The organism is Sphingomonas sp. UNC305MFCol5.2, assembly GCF_000712135.1.
Classification (GTDB): domain Bacteria; phylum Pseudomonadota; class Alphaproteobacteria; order Sphingomonadales; family Sphingomonadaceae; genus Sphingomonas.
On sequence record NZ_JOOE01000002.1, the window covers coordinates 514,660 to 535,643 of the forward strand.

The 20,984-nt window shown below is 66.2% G+C and carries 19 protein-coding genes and 1 tRNA gene; 7 read left to right on the top strand and 13 right to left on the bottom strand.

The window, feature by feature from the left end; genetic code table 11:
• Window positions 1–54 precede the first annotated feature (54 nt).
• The 9 genes from BR78_RS0109540 to cyoA all read right to left on the bottom strand — a co-directional run bounded on the left by BR78_RS0109540 (window position 55) and on the right by cyoA (window position 8,711).
• Window positions 55–1,446: an exopolysaccharide biosynthesis polyprenyl glycosylphosphotransferase gene (locus BR78_RS0109540; RefSeq protein ID WP_029724434.1), complete on the bottom strand. Its 1,392-nt coding sequence runs from the start codon at window positions 1,444–1,446 to the stop codon at window positions 55–57.
• 268 nt (window positions 1,447–1,714) lie between these two features.
• Window positions 1,715–1,897 (bottom strand): hypothetical protein, encoded by a 183-nt coding sequence (locus tag BR78_RS0109545; protein WP_029936331.1) that lies wholly within the window; start codon window positions 1,895–1,897, stop codon window positions 1,715–1,717.
• A gap of 199 nt (window positions 1,898–2,096) precedes the next feature.
• Window positions 2,097–2,636, bottom strand: coding sequence for a response regulator transcription factor (locus tag BR78_RS0109550; RefSeq protein ID WP_443027673.1), 540 nt, complete (start codon window positions 2,634–2,636; stop codon window positions 2,097–2,099).
• Complete coding sequence (locus BR78_RS0109555; RefSeq protein WP_156022281.1) at window positions 2,633–3,946, bottom strand: ATP-binding protein; 1,314 nt, start codon at window positions 3,944–3,946, stop codon at window positions 2,633–2,635. Before BR78_RS0109555 ends, BR78_RS0109550 begins: the two co-directional genes overlap by 4 nt.
• Window positions 3,946–4,650, bottom strand: coding sequence for an SURF1 family protein (locus tag BR78_RS0109560; protein WP_029936336.1), 705 nt, complete (start codon window positions 4,648–4,650; stop codon window positions 3,946–3,948). Before BR78_RS0109560 ends, BR78_RS0109555 begins: the two co-directional genes overlap by 1 nt.
• A complete protein-coding gene (gene cyoD / locus BR78_RS0109565; RefSeq protein ID WP_029936337.1) occupies window positions 4,647–5,024 on the bottom strand; it encodes a cytochrome o ubiquinol oxidase subunit IV in 378 nt (125 codons plus the stop codon). Before cyoD ends, BR78_RS0109560 begins: the two co-directional genes overlap by 4 nt.
• Window positions 5,021–5,659 carry a cytochrome o ubiquinol oxidase subunit III gene (cyoC, locus tag BR78_RS0109570; protein ID WP_081855718.1) on the bottom strand — a complete coding sequence of 213 codons (639 nt, stop codon included), beginning with the start codon at window positions 5,657–5,659 and terminating at the stop codon, window positions 5,021–5,023. Before cyoC ends, cyoD begins: the two co-directional genes overlap by 4 nt.
• 1 nt (window position 5,660) lies before the next feature.
• A complete protein-coding gene (cyoB, locus tag BR78_RS0109575; RefSeq protein ID WP_029936338.1) occupies window positions 5,661–7,661 on the bottom strand; it encodes a cytochrome o ubiquinol oxidase subunit I in 2,001 nt (666 codons plus the stop codon).
• Window positions 7,662–8,711 carry a ubiquinol oxidase subunit II gene (gene cyoA, locus BR78_RS0109580; RefSeq protein WP_029936339.1) on the bottom strand — a complete coding sequence of 350 codons (1,050 nt, stop codon included), beginning with the start codon at window positions 8,709–8,711 and terminating at the stop codon, window positions 7,662–7,664. It abuts the gene before it with no gap.
• 133 nt (window positions 8,712–8,844) lie between these two features.
• Here cyoA and BR78_RS0109585 point away from each other — a divergent pair, with 133 nt between their 5' ends.
• Window positions 8,845–10,176 (top strand): MFS transporter, encoded by a 1,332-nt coding sequence (locus BR78_RS0109585; protein ID WP_029724263.1) that lies wholly within the window; start codon window positions 8,845–8,847, stop codon window positions 10,174–10,176.
• A gap of 80 nt (window positions 10,177–10,256) precedes the next feature.
• Here BR78_RS0109585 and BR78_RS0109590 read toward each other — a convergent pair whose 3' ends face one another.
• The gene (locus BR78_RS0109590; RefSeq protein ID WP_029936340.1) at window positions 10,257–10,769 is read right to left on the bottom strand and encodes a hemerythrin domain-containing protein; all 513 of its coding nucleotides are present in this window, start codon (window positions 10,767–10,769) and stop codon (window positions 10,257–10,259) included.
• A gap of 128 nt (window positions 10,770–10,897) precedes the next feature.
• Window positions 10,898–12,502 (bottom strand): efflux transporter outer membrane subunit, encoded by a 1,605-nt coding sequence (locus BR78_RS0109595; protein ID WP_231478227.1) that lies wholly within the window; start codon window positions 12,500–12,502, stop codon window positions 10,898–10,900.
• A gap of 68 nt (window positions 12,503–12,570) precedes the next feature.
• Here BR78_RS0109595 and BR78_RS0109600 point away from each other — a divergent pair, with 68 nt between their 5' ends.
• The 6 genes from BR78_RS0109600 to BR78_RS0109625 all read left to right on the top strand — a co-directional run bounded on the left by BR78_RS0109600 (window position 12,571) and on the right by BR78_RS0109625 (window position 18,969).
• Window positions 12,571–13,188, top strand: a complete 618-nt coding sequence (locus BR78_RS0109600) for a TetR/AcrR family transcriptional regulator (RefSeq protein WP_029936342.1) — start codon at window positions 12,571–12,573, stop codon at window positions 13,186–13,188.
• A gap of 79 nt (window positions 13,189–13,267) precedes the next feature.
• A complete protein-coding gene (locus BR78_RS0109605) occupies window positions 13,268–14,350 on the top strand; it encodes an efflux RND transporter periplasmic adaptor subunit (protein ID WP_029724267.1) in 1,083 nt (360 codons plus the stop codon).
• Entirely contained in the window at window positions 14,347–17,454 is a 3,108-nt protein-coding gene (locus BR78_RS0109610) for an efflux RND transporter permease subunit (protein WP_029936343.1), read from the top strand. Before BR78_RS0109605 ends, BR78_RS0109610 begins: the two co-directional genes overlap by 4 nt.
• Window positions 17,451–17,885, top strand: a complete 435-nt coding sequence (locus tag BR78_RS0109615) for a winged helix-turn-helix transcriptional regulator (protein ID WP_049811654.1) — start codon at window positions 17,451–17,453, stop codon at window positions 17,883–17,885. The genes BR78_RS0109610 and BR78_RS0109615 overlap by 4 nt, the downstream gene beginning before the upstream one ends.
• Window positions 17,882–18,037, top strand: a complete 156-nt coding sequence (locus BR78_RS21695) for a hypothetical protein (RefSeq protein WP_156022282.1) — start codon at window positions 17,882–17,884, stop codon at window positions 18,035–18,037. Before BR78_RS0109615 ends, BR78_RS21695 begins: the two co-directional genes overlap by 4 nt.
• A gap of 86 nt (window positions 18,038–18,123) precedes the next feature.
• Window positions 18,124–18,969, top strand: a complete 846-nt coding sequence (locus BR78_RS0109625; protein ID WP_029936344.1) for an alpha/beta fold hydrolase — start codon at window positions 18,124–18,126, stop codon at window positions 18,967–18,969.
• 202 nt (window positions 18,970–19,171) lie between these two features.
• On the opposite strand, the gene BR78_RS0109630 is transcribed toward BR78_RS0109625, so the two are convergent.
• Together BR78_RS0109630 and BR78_RS0109635 are read right to left on the bottom strand one after the other, a co-directional pair.
• Window positions 19,172–19,256 (bottom strand) — tRNA-Leu (locus BR78_RS0109630).
• Window positions 19,257–19,312: 56 nt separating this feature from the next.
• The gene (locus tag BR78_RS0109635; protein WP_029936345.1) at window positions 19,313–20,821 is read right to left on the bottom strand and encodes a YifB family Mg chelatase-like AAA ATPase; all 1,509 of its coding nucleotides are present in this window, start codon (window positions 20,819–20,821) and stop codon (window positions 19,313–19,315) included.
• Window positions 20,822–20,984: the final 163 nt, after the last annotated feature.

Here is a 20,984-nt window from a genome sequence, read left to right on the forward strand (position 1 = left end):
GGTGGCGATGGTTAATCCGCGCTCGCCCAGCCTCTCCCGTTCAATATTCGTTCTTCAATATGCGTTCTTATGCGCCAGCACCTGCGCGGTCTTGGCGAGAATGCCGAGATCGCGCATCAGGCTCCAGCCGTGGAGATACTCGAGATCGGCCTCCAGCCGGTTGACGATATCGCGACGATGCTCGGTCGCACCGCGAAAGCCGCGGACCTGCGCGAGGCCGGTGATTCCCGGCTTGAGCGCATGGCGATGCCAATATTGGCGATCGACGCGCCAAAAAAGCTCGTCGCCGGCGAGCGAGCCGAGCGCGTGCGGGCGCGGGCCCACGAGGCTCATCTCGCCCAGCAACACGTTGATCAGCTGCGGCAGCTCGTCGATGCTCGTCCGGCGAATGAAGCGGCCGACCCGGGTTATCCGATCGTCGTCGCGGCTCGCCGAGCGCGTTCCGTCGGAGTCGCTCGTCTCGACTCGCATGCTGCGGAACTTGAGGATGTGGAAGATGCGGTTGCCCCGCCCCATCCGCTCCTGCCGGAAGAAGACCGGCCCCGGCGAATCGAGCCGGATCAGGATCGCGACCGTGATCATCAGCGGCAGCAATGCGATCAACACCGGCACGGTGAGCGCGATATCGAGCGCGCGCTTTTTGGCGCGATTCGGGAGATTGAGCGGTCCGCGCGAAACGACGACGGTAGTGACGCCGCTCAGCTGATGCACTGCCAACGGCCCGAGCTCGCCGATCTCGGGAACGATGATCTCGCCCTGGATGTTGGCGCCCTTCAGCACCTGCGCCCATTCGACCTTGCGCTCGGGCGTGCAACTGATGACGACGCGGTCATAATGGCGCAACAGCGTGCCGAGCCGGTTGAGCATGTACGGATCATCGAGATCCGAGCGCAACGCCGCGGCGCCGGCGTCGATGATGTCGCTGCCGAGGCACGCATCCGGTACATTTCCGCCGTCCACGATCACCAATTCGGTGTGCAGCCGATCGCCATAAGCGCGGCGAACGAAGTGACAGAGCAGCAATCGCTGGCTGACGATCAGGATAGTGGTGGAGACGATACCCACCGACAGCGCGAGGCGCGGCAGATGCCCCGTCACCTTGAGCGAAAACACCACCAGCAGGAACAGCAGCAGCGTGCCGGCGATCGACAGCAGCGCCTGGCGCGTGCTGCACGTCGCGTTGGTCAGGCATTTGGTGGCATAGGCCTGGTTCTGGAAGGAAATGCCGACATGAACGAGGATCACGCCCAGCAGCGAGGTCCATACGTCGCCGGAGATGGTGCCGGGCTGCTCGACCCGGAGCCCGATCGCGAAGCTGATGATCAGTGCCAGCGTATCGGCGCCGATCAAGGTCAGCGACAACCAGACCTTGGCACTTCGCCGCGCCGCCGACGCGAACGGCGTACGATTCGGATAACCGTGGATCGCCAGGTCAATCTTTGACATGCGACACCCCGAAACTCCCTGACACTACACACCCAAAGGGCCAGCAATTTCCCCGCCGCACATCGGCAAGGAGCTTGCTGCAATGCAGCAGAGGCACACGCTCGGCGCGAAGGCAAGCGGGGGGCGGGGAAAACCGGGCCTTTTCGGGACGACCCGTGCTGGGAGAGAGATTCGCCGATATGTTGGCAATTCGGTAGGTTTTATCCGGCAACCGGACGCCGATTAATGCGAACGTAGCCCGAACCGGGGCAAAATCACGCCCGATCAGTTACTTGAGCAATAACCACGCGATTCCACCGAGCGCGAGGAAAAAAACCACCGGTCCGGCGAGTCGCGACAGCAGCTGGATGCCGCGCTCGGCGCGTTCGGTGGGGAAAGCGGGGAAGCGCCCGCCGCTTTCGATCGGCTCCGCGGCGGCGGCATGTACGGTCTCCTGCGGTGGCGCCGACATATGCGCTCCCGACGAGGTCCACGGCCCGCCTGATCCTTCCGACATTGCATCCTCTCGTCGCAAGATACGGGCGCCTTGGCCTCGATCCTGCCCCTGCGGACTGTATAGCATTGCAGACCATCTTTCGAGCGCAATCGGCGGATGCCGGCAAGGCGCGCTGTCACGTTGCTGGACGCCCGCGAACCGCCCATCGTCCGGCCTACTTCACCGGCCGCTTGCCCAGCTTCCGCGCCAATGTGCGACGGTGCATCCCCAGCTGGCGTGCGGTTTCCGAGATATTGAAGCCGGTCGCGGCCAGCGTCTCGTTGATCCGCTCCCATTCGAGCGTCTTGATCGAAGTCGGACGCGCGCCGATCGGCTCGTCGGCATTGCCCTCCGTCTTCCCGAATGCCGCCTCGATATCATCGGCGTTCGAGGGCTTGGCGAGATAGTGGCGCGCGCCGAGCTTGATAGCCTCGACGGCGGTGGCGATGCTCGCAAAGCCGGTCAGCACGACGATCTGCATCGCCGGATCGTGCGCGTGGAGCTTCGCGACGCAGGGCAGGCCCGACGCGGGACCGAGCTTGAGATCGACCACCGCAAACTCGAAGCCATGTGTCTCCAGCAGCGTATCGAGCTCGCCCGGGCTCCGCGCGAGCGCGACCTGATACCCACGCCGCTCGAGCGAACGCAGGAGCGTCCGCGCGAAGGTCTCGTCGTCCTCGACGAGCACGAGTTTCCGGGAAGGTTCCAATTTCATCCCATCCCTTGCACCGGCGCGAGCAATGGCAGCACCAGCCGGATCTGCGCCCCGGTATCGCGATTCCTCGCCTCCAGCTGCCCGCCCAACCGCCGTGCGACGTTGACCGCGAGGAACAGCCCCAGGCCATGGCCCGCGCCTTTGCTCGACTGGTAGAGCTTGCCGATGCTCGCAAGCTGATCTGGCGGGAAACCGGGCCCGTGATCGGAGATGCCAATCGCCAGCGCCTCGCCTTCGATTCCCGCATCGAGCGCTACATAGCCGGGCGAGGCCTCGCCGGCATTGTCGAGCAGGTTCCAGATCGCCTGCCGGAGCGAGGGATCGGCGGGGATCATCGTCGCCTGGGGAAGCGCCACGCGACAGGTGAGCGGAACCTCCGGATGCGCGACCTGCCATTCCTCGGCCAGCACCTCGAGGAAGGGTCGCGCGGGCGTGCTCGCCATCGCCTCGCCGCGCGGTTCGCCCGCCGAATGAAGGATGTCGGAGACTATGACCTTGCAGCGCTGCACCTCGGACTGCATCTCGGCGACTTCGGCCGCGAGTTCGGGATCCGCGGCGATCCGCGGCATGCGGCGCCAGTCGGCGAGGATCACCGAAATCGACGAGAGCGGCGTGCCGAGCTCATGCGCCGCGCCCGATGCGAACAGGCCCATGCGGATGATGCCGTCCTCCTCCACCGCCTGCTGCCGCAGCCCGGCAAGATAGGCGTCGCGCGCGCTCAGATTGTGGCTGATCCGGGTGACGAACGGCACGAGCAGAGTGCCGACCATCGCGAAGCCGATCCAGTTGCCGATCCGGAAGAGATCGGCGCTCTCGGCCAGCAGCGACGAAGGCAACACGAGCGGAATGTGGCGGACGCTGAGGAGCGCGTAGCAGAAGCAGGTCGCGGCCACGAGCACCCAGATCGATCCGCGCGGAAGCAGGATCGCGCCGAGCACGACCTGGAGCAGATAGAGCGAGATGAAGGGATTGGTCGCGCCGCCGCTGAAATAGAGCTGGAGCGTCAGCGCGGTCATGTCGACGAGCAGCGCCACCATGATCTCGGCATTATGCACCCGGTGGTGCGGCAGCGCGAGCGTGGCGGCGAGGTTGGCGGCGGCGAGCGCGGCGGCCACGCCCAGCATCGGCCCGAGCGGCAGAGTTACGCCGAGCCCGAAATGCACCGCGAGGATCGTCACCACCTGCCCCGCCACCGCGATCCAGCGCAGCTGGATGAGCTGGCGCATATTGTCTGCCGCCACGCTTTCGGGCGACGGACCGCTCGGCGCGCCGGCGCGCTTGCGGGTGAGTGCCAGAAGCGGCGCGTCCATCAGTCTCGCCTTGCCTTGCGCAGGATCAGCGCCGCGCCCCAGGCCGAAAGCGCCGCGAGTCCGAACCAGGTCAAAGCATAGACCAGATGGCTGTTGGGAAAAGCCACGACCGTCAGCCCGCCGACGGGGTAGCCGCCGGGATTGGGCGCCGCATCGGCGTCGATGAAGAAAGGCGCGACTTCGCCCAGCGCCCGCGCTTTGGCGATCGCCGCGACGTCGCGCGAATACCAGCGCCCGGCAGCGGAATCGTTGGCGCGTAGGAAGGCGCCGCCCGGCTCGCTGACGCGGAGCAGGCCTGTGACCGTCACAGGCCCCCGCCCTGCGCGCCGGCTCGCCGGATCGCGGCGCTCGGGCGGCACGAAGCCGCGGTTGACCAGCACCGTGCCCTGATCGGTACTGAGCGGCGTCAGCACCCAGAAGCCCGCGCCGCGTTCGGTGACCGCCTGAACCAAAGTCTCGCGATCGTGGAGAAAGCTGCCGGTTGCGCGGACATGGCGATAGGCATCGTCGCGCGCATTGACCCCTGCCCAATCGGCGCGCGCGGGCGGAGGCGCGGCGGGCGCGTGGATGCGCGCATCGACCTGCGCGATCAAGTCGAGCTTCCATGCCCGGCGCTGGATCTGCCACACCCCCAAAGCCGCGAAGCCCGCGCAGGCGAGCAGCGCGAACGTCAGGAAGAGGCCGCGCTTGGCGCCGGGTGTCAGGAGCCGAAGCCTCCCGCCGTCACGGGCATCATGTTGCTGTTGAGATGGTACATGATCCACAGCGAGCCCGAGATCACGATCAGCACGATCACTGCCGTGAAGATATAGGCCATCAGCGTCCAGCCGCCTTCCGAGCGCGTGTTGAGATGGAGGAAGGCCACGGTGTGCACCAGTATCTGAACCACCGCCAGCGCGATCACGATCAGCACCGTCGCCTGCTTGTCGGCCAGCGCGCCGGTCATCACCAGCCAGAACGGGATCGCCGTGAGCACCGCCGAGAGCAGGAAACCCAGCAAATAGCCACGGCGCGAGAAATGGCCGTGCCCTTCGCCGTGCCCATGCGCGGCATCGTGGGTGCTATGGGACGCGCTCATCGCAGGACTCCGAGCAGATAGACGAAGGTGAAGACGCCGATCCAGACAACGTCGAGGAAATGCCAGAACATGCTGAGGCACATCAGCCGCCGCCGGTTCTCGGGATGTAGCCCGCGCTGGCCGAGCTGGACCAGCATCACGCAGAGCCAGATGATCCCGAAGGTGACGTGCAGCCCGTGCGTCGCGACCAGAGTGAAGAAGGCCGAAAGGAAGGCGCTGGTCTGCGGCGTGGCGCCTTCGTGGATCAGGCTGGCGAACTCGAACAGCTCGATCCCGACGAACCCGGCGCCGAGCAATCCGGTGATCACCAGCCAGAGCCGTGTGCCGTTCAGCCTGCTTTCCTGCATCGCGATCATCGCGAAGCCGTAGGTGATCGACGAAATCAGCAGCAAAGCCGTGTTCACTGCGACCAGCGGCAGCTCGAAGATGTCGGCCGGGGTCGGCCCGCCGGCAAAGCTGCTGCTCAGCACGCCAAAGGTGGCGAACAAAGTCGCGAAGATGAGCGCGTCGCTCATCAGATAGATCCAGAAACCCAAGGCGGTGCTGCCGCCGGTCTCGTGGTGGTGATCCTCTTCCTCGACGAGGTAGAAGGTCGGGTTCGCCGCGCCTTCGGCGGTCATTGCGTCGCTCGCCATGTCAGGCTCCTGCGCCGAGCAGCTTCAGGCGCTCGCTTTCGTCGTTCGCGACTTCCTCCGCCGGGATGTAATAGTCGCGGTTGTAGTTGAAGGTGTGGCCGATCGCGACGACGAACAGGCCGACCGCGGCGACCGCCGCGAGCCACCAGATGTACCAGACCATCGCGAAGCCGAGCGCGAGCGCCAGGAACGAGAGGATCACCCCCGCGCCGGTGTTGCGCGGCATGTGGATCGGGCGAAAGCCGCTCGTCGGCACTTCATGCCCGCGCTGCTTCATGTCGTACCAGGCGTCGAGATCATGGACCTTCGGCGTGAAGGCGAAGTTGTAGCCCGGCGGCGGCGACGAGGTCGCCCATTCGAGCGTGCGGCCGTTCCACGGATCGCCGGTGGTGTCGCGCAGCTTCTCGCGGTTCTTGATGCTCACCGCGATCTGGATGACGAAGGCGAGGATGCCGATCAGGATGATCACCGCCCCGATCATCGCGATGATGAACCAGATCTGCAGGCTCGGATCGTCGAAGTGGCGCACGCGCCGCGTCGTTCCCATCAGCCCGACTATGTAGATCGGCGTCCAGGCGACCCAATAGCCGATCACCCAGCCCCAGAAGGTCACCTTCCCCCAGAAGCGATCGAGCCGGAAGCCGAAGGCCTTGGGGAACCAATAGTCCATCCCCGCGAACAGCCCGAACACCACGCCGCCGATGATCACGTTGTGGAAGTGCGCGACGAGGAACAGCGAGTTGTGGAGCACGAAGTCCGCCGGCGGCACGGCGAGCAGCACGCCGGTCATACCGCCCACCACGAAGGTGAGCATGAACGCCACCACCCACATCATCGGCAGCTCGTAGCGGATGCGGCCGCGATACATCGTGAAGAGCCAGTTGAAGATCTTCGCGCCGGTCGGGATCGAGATCACCATGGTCGCAATGCCGAAGAAGCTGTTGACGCTCGCGCCCGATCCCATGGTGAAGAAGTGGTGGAGCCAGACGAGATAGCTCAGGATCGTGATGACCACGGTCGCGTAGACCATCGACGAATAGCCGAACAGCCGCTTGCCGGTGAAGGTCGAGGTGATCTCGGAATAGATGCCGAACACCGGCAGGATGAGGACGTACACCTCGGGGTGGCCCCAGATCCACACCAGGTTCCAGTACATCATCGGGTTGCCGCCGAGATCGTTGGTGAAGAAGTTGGTGCCGACATAGCGATCGAGCATCAGCATCGCGAAGGCGGCGGTGAGCACCGGGAAGATCGCGATGACGAGGACGTTGCTGCACAGAGCGGTCCAGCAGAAGATCGGCATCTTCATCATCGTCATGCCCGGCGCGCGCATCTTGATGATCGTGACGACCATGTTGATGCCCGAGAGCGTCGTGCCGATACCCGCGATCTGCAGCGCCCATAGATAATAATCAGGCCCGGTGTCCGGGCTGTTCTGCAGATTGGAGACGGGCACATAGCCGAGCCAGCCCGCGCGCGAGAACTCGCCGACGAACAGCGAGATCATCACCAGCAAGGCGCCGGCGACCGTGAGCCAGAAGCTCAGATTGTTGAGGAAGGGAAAGGCCACGTCACGCGCGCCGATCTGGAGCGGCATGACGAAGTTGATCAGCCCCACGACCAGCGGGATCGCGACGAAGAAGATCATGATCGTGCCGTGCGCAGTGAAGACCTGATCGTAATGGTGCGCAGGCAGATAGCCCTGGCTGTCCCCGAAGGCGATCGCCTGTTGCGCGCGCATCATCAGTGCGTCGGAAAAGCCACGCAGCAGCATGATAATGCCGAGGATCATGTACATGACCCCGATCTTCTTGTGATCGACGGTGGTGAGCCACTCGCGCCACAGCCAGCCCCAGAGCCGGTATTTGGTGACCGCCCCGACGATGCCGAGCCCGAGCAGGACGACGACGATGAAAGTGACGAGCAGGATCGGCTCGTGGATCGGGAAGGATTCAAAAGTGAGGCGGCCGAAGACCGTGCGCGCCAGGCTTTCGTTGAACATTTAGCGCTCCTGGTGCGAATGCGGTGCTGGGCTGGCTTGCGCGCCCGGCGGCGGAGTAAGGCTCTCGCCCCGGCCTTTCTCTTCGCCGCCCTTGAACAGCGCGCCTTCGGGCTTGCCGGTCTCGGGGATCGATCCGTGGCCGCCGTGCATGCCGTTCATGCAGGGCGTGCCGGGGCGCACACAACGCTTGTAGACGCGGTCGAACAGATCGCTTTCGGCACCCGCGAAATACATTGCGGGCACCCTCTCACTCGGCTTTTCGAGCGCGAGGAAGCCTTTGGTGTCGAGCGCCGGGCCGCTGGCCTTCACCCGCGCCACCCAGGCGTCGAAGCCCGCCTGATCGACGCCGTAAAGCTTGAAGCGCATGTCGGAGAAGCCGGCGCCGCTGTAATTGGCCGACATGCCCTCGAACCGACCCTGTCGGTTGAGCACCGCGTGAAGCGTGCTCCGCATCCCGGGCATGGCATAGATCATTCCGGCCAGCGTCGGTGCGTAGAAGGTGTTCATCATGTTGGTCGACGTAATCTCGAAGCGCACCTGGCGATCGACCGGCAGCGCCAGTTCGTTGACCGTCGCGATGCCCTGCTCGGGGTAGATGAACAGCCATTTCCAGTCGAGCGAGACAACCTGCACGACCATCGGCTTGATCTTGGGATCGACCGGACGACCCGCCGCGACGCGATCGAGCGGGCGAAACGGATCGAGCAGATGGGTGCTCCACCAGGTGAGCGCGCCCAAACAGATGATGATCAGCAGCGGCGCCGACCAGATGACGAGCTCGAGCGACGTCGAATGGTCGAAATCGGGGTCGTAGGTCGCTTCCTTGTTCGATTCGCGATAGCGCCACGCGAAGACGACGATCAGCGCCATCACCGGCACGATGATCAGCAGCATCAGCGCGGTCGAGATATAGATGATGTCGCGCTGCTGGAGTGCGATGTCGCCGGCGGGATCGAGCACTTCATTGCTGCCGCAGCCCGCGAGCAGCGCCGCGAGGCACAGCGCGCCCAGGGCGCGTCGAGCAGTGGACAGGGTCAGATATTCGCGCATGGGACCTCGCCTATCCCGACGCGCCTGTGCGCCGACATTGGACATTTTGTCCTATCCCCACCCGTGCGCTTTTCTGGTGCAACGGGCGTTGAAACGCAATAACACCGAATCAGGCCGCCGGAGCAGAAAGCGAATGAGTGCACCGATCGCCGCGTCCACATCGACGCCCCTCGAGCGCGACGCGCGCATCGTGAACGCGCGTGACCACCGCGTCGCCCCCGGCGAAATCGCGATCGGCGTGATCGTCGGGCGAACCAGCGAGTTCTTCGACTTCTTCGTCTATGCCATCGCCTCGGTGCTGGTGTTCCCGTCGCTGGTCTTCCCGTTCGTCGATGCGCTCACGGGCACGCTTTATTCCTTCGGCCTGTTCGCGCTCGCCTTCATCGCGCGGCCGATCGGTTCGCTGATATTCATGTGGGTCGACCGCAATCACGGACGTGGCGTGAAGCTCACCATCGCATTGTTCCTGCTCGGCGGATCGACCATGTCGATCGCCTTCCTGCCCGGTTACGCGCAGATCGGCATGGCCGCGGTGTGGCTGCTCGCCTTGTTCCGGCTCGGCCAGGGCGCGGCCCTGGGCGGTGCGTGGGACGGCCTGCCCTCGCTGCTCGCGCTCAACGTGCCGCACGAGCGGCGTGGCTGGTACGCGATGATCCCGCAGCTCGGCGCGCCGCTCGGATTGCTGGTCGCCTGCGGCCTGTTCGCCTTCTTCATGTCGACATTGTCGACGGAGGATTTCCTCTCCTGGGGCTGGCGCTATCCGTTCTTCGTCGCCTTCGCGATCAACGTCGTCGCGCTGTTCGCCCGACTGCGGCTGGTGGCGACTCCCGAGTTCGAGAAGCTGTTCGAATCGCGCGAGCTTCAGCCCGCGCCGGTCGTGGAGACGCTGCGCGAAGAAGGCCGCACCGTGATCCTCGGCGCCTTCGCCCCGCTCGCCAGCTTTGCGATGTTCCACCTCGTCACGGTGTTCCCGCTCTCCTGGGTGGCGCTCTACACCGGCGAGCCTCCCGTCCGCTTCCTGGTCATCGAGATGGTCGGCGCGGTGGTCGGCGTGCTCGCGATCATGGCTTCGGGCGTGATCGCCGATCGGGTCGGGCGGCGCGCAGTGCTCGGCGTGTCGGCGGTGCTGATCGGTGCCTATAGCGGCTTCGCACCGCAGCTGCTCGGCGCCGGCGGCGCGGGCGAGACGGTCTATATGATCGCAGGCTTCGCGTTGCTCGGCCTCGCCTTCGGCCAGTCTTCGGGGGCAGTGAACGGCAGTTTCTCGAGCCAGCGGCGCTACACCGGCGCGGCGCTCACTTCGAACCTCGCCTGGCTGATCGGCGCGGGCTTCGCGCCGCTCGTCGCGCTCACGCTCGCCAGCCAATTCGGATTATGGTCGGTCGGCGCCTATCTGCTCTCCGGCGCGATCTGCACGCTCGCAGCCTTGGGCATCAACAAGGAATGGGGCCGCAAGGCCGACTGACCATCGGCCGGCACCAAAGCGGTTATTTCCCAGTTTGAGCGCGGCTGGGCCGTCACGCCGGGGAGCTGCGACTGCCCGGCTCAGGCAGGCTGCAGATTCACCGCGCGCGGTTCGGCAGGAGGCAGGCCGGAGCTCTCTTCCCGCATCATCAATTCCTGCTTCCGCGCCAGCATCGCGTCGCGCAGCGCGACCAGATCGACATCGGTCTTGCGGCACTGGGCGAACATGCCTTCGCCGCGCATTTCTTCCTCATGGACGTGGTGCAGGATCTCTTCGGAGAGCACCTTCACCTTGGCGTCGTAAAATTCGTCACCGGGGCTTCCCGCCTCGATATCGTTGATCAGGATCTTGGCACCGTCATGCTCGACATAGGCTTCGTCGAGCGTGTCATCCTCGATCTTGCCCTTGAAGGCGGGGTAGAAGATCTCCTCCTCGATCGCGGTGTGGATCTTGAGCTCGACGCAGATCTGGTGCGCGAGCTTCTTCTTCGCCGCCGATCCGCTCGCGCCCTCATAGCGTTCGAACAATTCCTCGACCTTGCGATGGTCCGCCTTCAGCAGCGCAATCGCATCGGTATATTCCTGATCTGCCACGGAAATTCTCCCTATCGATTCGAGCGTAGCAAAGCGTTGAGGAGCCTGGAGGTTCCTGCTGCGAATCAATCGCAGGCGCCGGGCTTCACTGGATGCTGGCCAGCCCCTTGCGGCAATCCTGTGCACATTCACGCACATCCTCGCGCAAAGCCGGCAATGGTCACGCGCATGCTTCTCGCATTCTCCGGCGCACGCCTCGCAGGCATGCGCACACAGTTCGAGCATCGCGCAGCATCATCGCGTTCCGGCTCGTATGGCGGACGGCCATCCCACCCACCGCCCAGTGCCCGGAAAGAAGCGATGGCGGCGCGGGCGGCAGCCGCCTTCGACTGAATTTCGGCATCCCGGCTGGCGAGAAGGCGCTGGTCGGCGTCGAGCACGTCGAGCAAGCTGGAGACGCCGCCCTTGTAGGCCGCGAGCGAGGATGCGCGGGCCTTGGTGAGCGACGCGACGCCCTGGTCGAGGATCTGGCCGCGGGCCTGCTGCTTGACGAGCGCCGAGAAGGCGTTCTCCACATCCTCCGAGGCCCTGAGGACCGCCAGGCGATAGGCGGCCAGCGCCTCGGCGTTGCGGCCCCGCGCTGCGGCGATCTCGGCATCGATGCGGCCGAAGTCGAACAGCCGCCAGCGCAGCCCGAGAACGCCGCTGGCTTGGGTGGCGTTGCCGCCGAACAGTCCGCCGACGCCCATGGTCGCGGTGCCGAGCAACCCGCTGAGCGAGAATTTCGGATAATATTCGGCCATGGCCACGCCGATCCGGGCGTTCGACGCGGCAAGCGTTCGTTCGGCCGCGATGATATCCGGGCGGCGGCGCAGCAGCGCGGCAGGACCGCCTGCGTCCGAGACCGCGGGAACGTCGGGGATCGGCGCGACGGCCGCAAGTTCGGGCCGGGTCGAGCCGGGCTGGAGGCCGAGCAGGACATCCAGCGCGTTCAGGGCGATGTCGAGATTCTGCTCGAGTTCCGGAACACCGGCTTTCACTTGCGCCAGGGCCCCCTCGGCCTGGCGCAGCTGCAATTCGGCCGCCACGCCCTTGCGATACTGGAGCCCGACCAGATCGACCAGCTGCTGCTGGACCTGCTGCTGGTTGCGCGCCACCTCGAGCCGCGCCTGAAGGCTGCGGATCGCGACATAGGTGTCGGCCGTCTGCGCCGCGACGGCGAGCCGCGCGGCGACGGCGCCAGCCGCGGATGCCTGCCAGTCGGCCCGTGCGGCATCGCGCGCCGCGTCCTTGCCGCCGAAGAGATCGAGCTCCCAGCTCGCGCCGAGGTTCAAGTCGTAGCTTTGCGCCTCGCGGTCGAAGCCTGGCAAGGCGCTGGCGATGCGGCCCTGCGGCGTCTCGAGCGACTGATAATTCTCGCTCGCCTGGCCGCTGACCTGCCCGGACGGGAGGAGGGCGGCTTTGGCGTGGCGCAGCGCGGCGCGCGCCTGCACGACACGGGCGCTCGCCTGCTGCAGGTCGAGATTCTGCGCCAGCGCGCGTTCGACCATGCTCGCCAGCAGCGGATCGTCGAACGATCGCCACCAATTCACCAGATCGACCTTCGCGGCCTGACCGGTGGCGGCCTCGACGGCTGGGCCGCCCATGAACGCCGGTGGTGCTGTCACTTGGGGTGCGACATAGGCCGGGCCGACGGCGCAGCCGCCGAGTAGCGCAGCCGTCCCGGCCACCGTCAGGATCGAAGATGAAATGCGCATGCGTCCGTTCGCCAGCAACTCCATGAACCATTTCATGGCTTGTGACCGATAACGTGTTTGGTCACAATTTGTCAATCCGGACTTTTGGCGCTATGGGTGCGGCCATGAAAAATCAGAGCACAAGCAAGGCCGCCACGCGCGGACCGGCGGAGCATTCGGTGCGGGACCAGATCGTCAAGGCTGCACGCGAATGCTTCGCCCATTACGGCTATGGCAAGACGACGGTGTCGGATCTCGCGCGCGAGATCGGCTTCTCCAAGGCCTATATCTACCGCTTTTTCGAATCGAAGCAGGCGATCGGCGAGGCGATCTGCGCCGAGTGTGTAGGCGCGCTATTCGACCAGGTCCGGGAGGCAGTGGACCAAGGGGAGGACGCGACCGACAAGCTGCGCAGATTTGCGAGAACCGCCACCACCGCAACCGTCGAGCTGCTCTTCACCGATCGCAAGCTCTATGAGATCGCGGTCCATGCGTCGTCCGAAAACTGGGAGGTCGTGCGGGCCTATACCGAGCGCCTGCAGGGCCTGCTCGAAGAGATCCTCAAGGAAGGCCGCGAGAATGGCGAGTTCGAGCGCAAGACCCCGCTCGACGAAACCCGCCGGTCGATCTTCTATGCCCTCAAGCCCTTCATCGACCCCGTTTTCCTCGAGCGCAGCCTCGACCTCCTGCCCGATGCGCAGACCGAGGTGACCGGACTGGTGCTGCGCAGCCTCGCACCATGAGATCGAATAGTTGCATGTGACTAGTTGACATAATGGTCACTTGATGACATCTGGTTCCGACTGAACAGGAGGAACCTGCGTGTCGATATCGTCTTGCGCCCGAACGGTCGGGATTCTTGGGCTGGCAGCCGGAGCGCTGGCCGGATGCGGCAAATCGGACGCCGATCCGCGTACCGCGCCGCCGCTGGTGCGAATCGCGCAAGCCGGCGCGGCCGAAGGATCCGCGCAGGCGTTCACGGGCATCGTCGGCGCCCGCGTGCAGAGCGATCTCGGCTTCCGTGTCGGCGGCAAGGTGGTGGCGCGGCTGGTCGATGCCGGTCAGACCGTCCGCCGCGGCCAGCCTCTCATGCGCATCGATGCGGCCGACTATGCGCTCGCGGCGCAGGCGGCGGCCGGCACGGTCGCGGCCGCCCGCGCCCGCGCGGTTCAGGCCAGCGCCGATGAACAGCGCTACCGCGATCTGGTGTCTGCGGGTGCGGTCTCCGCCTCCGCCTACGACCAGGCAAAGGCCGCGGCGCTTTCGGCGCGCGCGCAGCTTTCCGCCGCCGAGGCCCAGGCACGGGTCAGTCGCAACGATACCGGCTATACGTTGCTGGTTGCCGACGCCGACGGCGTGGTCGCCGAGACGCTGGCCGAGCCCGGGCAAGTGGTCGCGGCCGGTCAGACCGTCGTCCGGCTGGCCCGCTCCGGTCCGCGCGAAGCCGTGGTTGCACTGCCCGAGACGCTTCGCCCTGCACTGGGCACGGAAGCGGAGGCCCGGACCTATAGCGGGCTCGATGGGCGGGCGCGATTGCGGCAACTGAGCGACGCCGCTGATCCGACGACGCGGACTTTCGAAGCGCGGTTCGTCCTCTCCGGTGCTCCCGTCGCTGCGCCTCTGGGATCGACGATAACGATCCGGGTCGGCGCTCCCGGCCAGCCGGCGGCGATCGCCGTCCCGCTCGCCGCGATCTACGACCGCGGGCAGGGGCCGGGAGTCTGGATCGTCGAAAGCGGAAATAGTCCCAGCGTCACCTGGCGTCCGGTACGGCTCGCCACGATCGGCGACGAGAAGGCAGTCGTGGCCGCGGGCTTGCGTCCCGGCGAGCGCTTCGTCGCGCTGGGCGCGCACATGCTCCACCAGGGCCAGCCGGTCCGCATCGCCGCGGGAGCGGTCCGTTGAGCGAGACGTCCGAACCCAAGGGCAGGTTCAACCTGTCCGCCCTCGCTGTGCGCGAACGGGCAGTCACATTGTTCTTCATCATCGCGATCACCGCCGCCGGAATCGTAGCCTTCCTGAGCCTCGGCCGCGCCGAGGATCCGAGCTTCACCATCAAGCAGATGACCGTGGTCACCGCATGGCCCGGCGCCACCGCGCAGGAAATGCAGGACCAGGTCGCCGAGCCGCTGGAAAAACGGCTGCAGGAGCTGCGCTGGTACGACCGCGCGGAGACGTTCACGCGCCCCGGCCTCGCCTTCACTACGCTGCTCCTGCGCGACCAGACGCCCCCGTCCGAAGTGCAGGAGCAATTCTACCAGGCGCGCAAGAAGCTGCAGGACGAGGCGCCTCGGCTGCCCCGCGGGGTCGCCGGTCCGTTCGTCAACGACGAATATGGCGATGTGACGTTCGCGCTGTATGCACTGAAGGCAAAGGGCGAGCCGCAGCGCGACCTCGCCCGTCAGGCCGAGGTGCTGCGCCAGCGGCTGCTCCACGTGCCCGGCGTGAAGAAGATCAACATCGTCGGCGAACGGCCCGAGCGCATCTTCGTCGAGTTCGCGCAGGATCGGCTGGCGACGCTGGGGATCGCGCCGCGCGCGATCTTCGCGGCGCTCGCGCAGCAGAACCTGGTCACCCCGGCGGGGGCGATCGAGGCGAACGGGCCGCAGGTGCAGGTCCGGCTCGATGGCGCGTTCGACGATCTCGAAAAGATCCGCGATCTGCCGATCGTCGCCAATGGCAAGACCCTGCGCCTGGCGGACATCGCCGAGGTCCGGCGCGGCTATGAGGATCCGGCGACCTTCCTGATCCGCAACCAAGGCGAGCCGACCCTGCTGCTCGGCGTCGTCATGCGCGAAGGCTGGAACGGGCTCGAGCTCGGCAAGTCGCTGAAGGCCGAAGTCCAGGCGATCTCGTCGGGGCTGCCGCTCGGAATGGTCCTCGCTCCCGTGACCGACCAGTCGGAGAACATCTCGGCGGCCGTCGATCAGTTCATGCGCACCTTCCTCGAGGCGCTGGCGATCGTGATGATCGTCAGCCTCGTCGCGCTCGGCTGGCGGGTTGGCATCGTCGTGGCGGGGGCGGTGCCGCTGACGCTCGCGATCGTGCTGGTCATCATGTGGGCGACCGGCAGGGTGCTGGACCGCATCACGCTCGGCTCGCTGGTTCTTGCGCTCGGGCTGCTGGTCGACGACGCGATCATCGCGATCGAGATGATGGTCGTGAAGATGGAGGAGGGCTTCGACCGCATCAAGGCGTCGGCCTATGCCTGGAGCCACACCGCGGCGCCGATGCTGGCGGGCACGCTGGTGACCGTGATCGGCCTGATGCCGGTCGGCTTCGCGAAGTCCACGGCCGGTGAATATGCCGGCAACATCTTCTGGGTCGTCGGCTTCGCCCTGCTCGCGTCCTGGGTCGTGGCGGTGATCTTCACGCCGTACATGGGGGTCAAGCTGCTGCCGGCGATCAAGCCGGTCGCGGGCGGGCATGATGCGATCTACCAAACCCCGCGCTACCAGAAGGTGCGCCAGCTGATCCGCTGGGCGGTGAAGCGCAACCGGGTGGTGACGATCGCAACGTTGGTCGCGTTCCTCGTCGCCGGCGCGGGCATGGTGCTTGTGAAGAAGCAGTTCTTCCCCACCTCCGACCGGCCCGAGGTGCTGGTCGAGGTCCAGATGCCCAAGGGCACGTCGATCGAACAGACCAGCGCGGCGACGGAACAGGTCGAAGCCTGGCTGCGCAAGCAGTCCGAAGCGAAGGTCGTCACGGCCTATGTCGGCCAGGGCGCGCCGCGCTTCTTCATGTCGCTCTCGCCCGAATTGCCCGACCCGTCCTTCGCCAAGGTCATCGTGCGCACGCCGGACGAAGAGGCGCGCGATGCATTGAAGGAACGCTTGCGGCAGGCTGTGGCCGACGGCCTCGCCCCCGCGGCGCGGGTGCGCGTGACGCAGCTCGTCTTCGGGCCCCCCTCCCCCTATCCCGTCGCGTTCCGCGTCAGCGGTCCCGACGTCGAGAAGCTGCGCGGCATCGCCGAGCAGGTCCGCGCGATCATGGTCAACGACCCGATGATGCGCACGGTCAACACCGACTGGGGCGAGCGCGTGCCGACGCTGCACTTCGCGCTCGATCAGGACCGGCTTCGTGCTATGGGCCTGACCTCGGGCGATGTCGGCGAGCAGCTTCAGTTCCTGCTCTCCGGCGTGACGGTCTCGCAGGTCCGCGAGGATATCCGCACGGTCGATGTGGTCGTGCGTTCCGCAGGCGAGACGCGGCTCGATCCGGCGCGCATCGGGGATTTCACCCTGACCGCCGCGAACGGCGAGCGCATCCCGGTCAGCCAGATCGGCAAGCTCGAGCTGCGGATGGAGAATCCGATCCTGCTTCGCCGCGATCGCGTGCCGACCATCACCGTGCGCGGCGACATCGCCAACCATCTGCAACCGCCCGATGTCTCGACCGCCATGTTCAAGAAGCTCGCGCCGGTCATCAGCGCCCTGCCCTCCGGATACCACGTCGTCATGGGCGGCTCGATCGAGGAAGCCGGCAAGGCCAATGCCGCGCTGGCGCCGATCTTCCCGATCATGATCCTGCTGATGATGATCGTCATCATGCTGCAGGTCCGCAGCTTCTCGGCGATGACGATCGTCCTGCTGACCGCGCCGCTGGGGCTGATCGGCGTGGTGCCGACGCTGCTGCTGACCGGCCAGCCCTTCGGCTTCAACGCCATCCTCGGGCTGATCTCGCTGGCGGGCATATTGATGCGCAACACGCTGATCCTGATCGGCCAGATCCAGGAGAATCGCGAGCACGGCCGCACGGCGTTCGACGCCGTGGTCGAGGCGACCGTCCAGCGCTCCCGGCCCGTGATCCTGACGGCACTGGCAGCGGTGCTCGCCTTCGTGCCACTCACCCATTCGGTGTTCTGGGGTGCGATGGCCTTCACGCTGATCGGCGGCACACTCGTTGGAACGATCCTGACGCTCGTCTTCCTGCCGGCGCTCTATGCGCTCTGGTATCGGATCAAACCTGCTCCGGAAGGCCAACCGCAGCCAGCGGGGGCGCTAGCATGAGCGCGGTCCCCACGGACGGTGCGAGGTCCTGCCACGAGCGCGGGACCTGGACGGCGCTCGGGTGCCTGGACACCCCGAGCCCAGCTGTCGATCGCGCCGTTCCGGAGGGGGACCTGATCGAGCCCCTCGAGGGGCGTTGGACGCTGCGGATCCTGGTCTGCCTCCATGCCGGCGAGCATCGGTTCGCGGATCTGAGGTCGGCGATCCCGCGTGTCAGCGCGAACATCCTCACCGACCGGCTCCGTGCGCTGGAATGTGCGGGGCTTGTCGAGCGGCGCTACCTTCCGCCTCTGCACGCCAGCCATGTCTACGCGCTGACCGAAGTCGCCACAGGCCTCGGACCGATGCTGGACGCGCTCGCCGGCTGGCGAGCCTCGCAATCCGACAAGTCCACCCCCTCGCGTCGTCTTGGAAAGGAGAAATCGCGATGAAGCTGAAGGAAATCGCGCGCCGGATCTGGCGCAATTTCGAGGCGATCGCCGAGGCGGCCGACTATGATCCGCTCGCCGAAATCGCGCAGCGAGTCGAGCGGCTGGAACGCGCGGTTGCCAATATCGGCACGGCCCCGGAAAATTCCGCCTGAAGCCCGTCGATCCGGGCGTGTCCGCTGAACCGCCCCATCTCCCACGTGCGCAGATACTTGTGCCGCAGCGATCATAGGAAACCGAAATGCCCACCCCGCCACACGCCGAAACGGCGCGCCTGAAAATCTCGGAAGCCATCACCTTGCGCTATGAAAAATCGGGTCACGGGGCGCCGTTGCTGTTGCTGCACACGATACGCACCCAGATCGAATATTTTCGCGAGCTGGCGCCGCTTCTCGCCCAAGGGTACACCGTATACGCGATCGACCTTCCCGGACACGGTCATTCGCCGATAGATCGGCGCGCGCCGTTCGACGAACCCTATTTCAGAGAAGCAGTCATCGGGTTCATCGAGAAGCTCGACCTCAACGGCGTCACGATCATTGGCGAATCGATCGGTGGCGCCTTGGCCCTCACCGTCGCGGCGGCCCTTCCGCAGCGGATCGCGCGCGTCTTCGCCATCAACCCTTATGACTACGACATCCGTTACGGCGATGGCATCCGGCGCGGCAACACCTTCGCCAATGTGATCATCGGAAGCCTCCAAGTTCCCGTGCTGGGCGCCGTCAACGCCGCGCTGGAAAATGAAATGGTGCTCGGCAAGATCATGGGCGGCGGTTTTCACGACCGGCGCAAGCTTCCGCCCGACCTTCTTGCCGAGTTCGCCCGGGTGGCACGCCGCCCCGGATACAAGCAGGCGGCGCGGAAAGTCCTGGCCGGCTGGCGATCCTGGGGCGAGGCACGGGACCTGTATCCGCACGTCTCGGCGCCGGTCACCCTAATCTATGGAGACAGCGACTGGTCGCGTCCCGACGAACGCGAGCGAACCCGGGCGCTGCTTAACACGCGGATGATCACGCTCGAAGATACCGGACACTTCTCGGCACTCGAGAATCCGCCGGAGCTGGCACATATCGTGCTCGGAGGATGAGCATCTCCGGATCAACGCAACGCGGGCTGGATCGCCGGCGGGGGTTTTCAGGATCGTTAATGGATGGGCTGAACGGTCGGAAAGAGGGCGCAAAGCTGCCTATCGAAATTGGTCGCCGCTCTACCATTCTGAAATCGCACAGATTTTCCTAAACGGCTGAAATCAGCTCTTCCGTGCCGTGGCGTAGTAGCCACGGCGGTGCTGGTGCCCCTGGCCGGACTCGAACCAGCATGCCTTGCGGCAACCGATTTTGAGTCGGTCGCGTCTACCAATTTCGCCACAGGGGCAGCGAGCGCGTGTGGCTAGACGAAGGGCGCGTCGGCCGCAAGATGGCGCGTGACGCTTAGTTCCGCGGCGCCTGCCGCCGATAGCTCAACGCCTCGGCGACGTGGATGCGGCTGACGCCCCCGGCACCGGCGAGGTCGGCGATGGTTCGCGCCACGCGGAGCACCCGAGTATAGCCGCGCGCCGACAGCCGCATCGCTTCGGCCGCCTGCGCCAGCAGCTTGCGCCCGGGCTCGTCCGGCGTCGCGAACGCAGCCAGCACCTCACCTTCGGCCTCCGCATTGGTGCGCACCGCCACGTCGCGGTAGCGCTCGGTCTGGACCGCACGTGCGCCGGCAACGCGCGCGCCCACTTCGGCGGATCCTTCCGCCGGCGGCGGCAGCACCAGATCGGCGGCAGTGACCGGCTGCACCTCGACGTGCAGGTCGATCCGGTCGAGCAAAGGCCCCGACACCTTGGCCTGATAGTCGGCGGCGCATTTGGGCGCCCGGGCGCAGGCGAGCGCCGGATCGCCGAGATGCCCGCACCGGCACGGATTCATCGCCGCGATCAGCTGGACCCGGGCCGGGAAGGTGACATGCGCATTGGCCCGCGCGACGCTGACCACCCCTGCCTCGAGCGGCTGGCGCAGCGAATCGAGCACCGCGCGCTGGAATTCGGGTAACTCGTCGAGGAACAATACGCCCAGATGTGCAAGGCTCACTTCGCCCGGCTTTACCTTGAGCCCGCCGCCGGTGAGCGCCGCCATCGATGCCGAGTGATGCGGGCTGCGGAACGGTCGTGTCCGGGTCAGCCGCCCGCCCGAGAGCGTCCCGGCGACCGATGCCACCATCGAGACTTCGAGCGCCTCGGCGGCATCGAGCGGCGGCAATATCCCCGGCAGGCACGAGGCGAGCAGCGACTTGCCCGCGCCGGGCGGCCCGACCATGATCATGTTGTGCCCGCCCGCCGCCGCGATCTCGAGCGCGCGCCTGGCGGTTTCCTGCCCCTTCACCTGTGCGAGATCGGGGCCGTAGCCGGGCTGGTCCATCTCGCCCGCAGGGGCGGCGGGCAGCAACTGGTTGCCCTTGAAATGGTTGAGCAGCCCGATCAGGTCGGGCGCCGCGATCACTTCGATCGAGCCGGCCCAGGCGGCTTCGGGGCCCTGCGACGCGGGGCAGACCAACCCCTTGTTGTCTTCCGACGCATGCAGCGCCGCGAGCAGCACCCCCGGCGACGGCGCAACTCGCCCGTCAAGCCCCAGTTCGCCCACCACGACATAGCCCGACAGGGTCTCGGCGTCGGCCACGCCCATCGCCGCGAGCAGCGCGAGCGCAATCGGCAAGTCGAAATGCGCGCCTTCCTTCGGCAGGTCGGCGGGCGAGAGATTGAGGATGATCCGCTTGGGCGGCAGCGCCAGCCCGATCGCCGCGATAGCGGCCCGCACCCGCTCGCGGCTTTCCGCCACCGCCTTGTCGGGCAACCCGACCACCACGAAGCTGGGCAGGCCGGCGACGAGATTGCACTGCACTTCGACCGCGCGCGCCTCGAGCCCCAGATAGGCCACTGTCGAAACGCTCGCGATCATGCCGCTTCCCCCTGCCTTGTTCTTACCGGCTTTCGTCCAGGATGGAACAGAACTGATCCGAATCGGGGAAATCGGCGATCCGCGGCGGCGACGCGACGAAGACCTGCAGATTCCGGCAGGGGATACTTGGCAGCGGGGGAGCGCGTGCCCACATCCGGTGTAA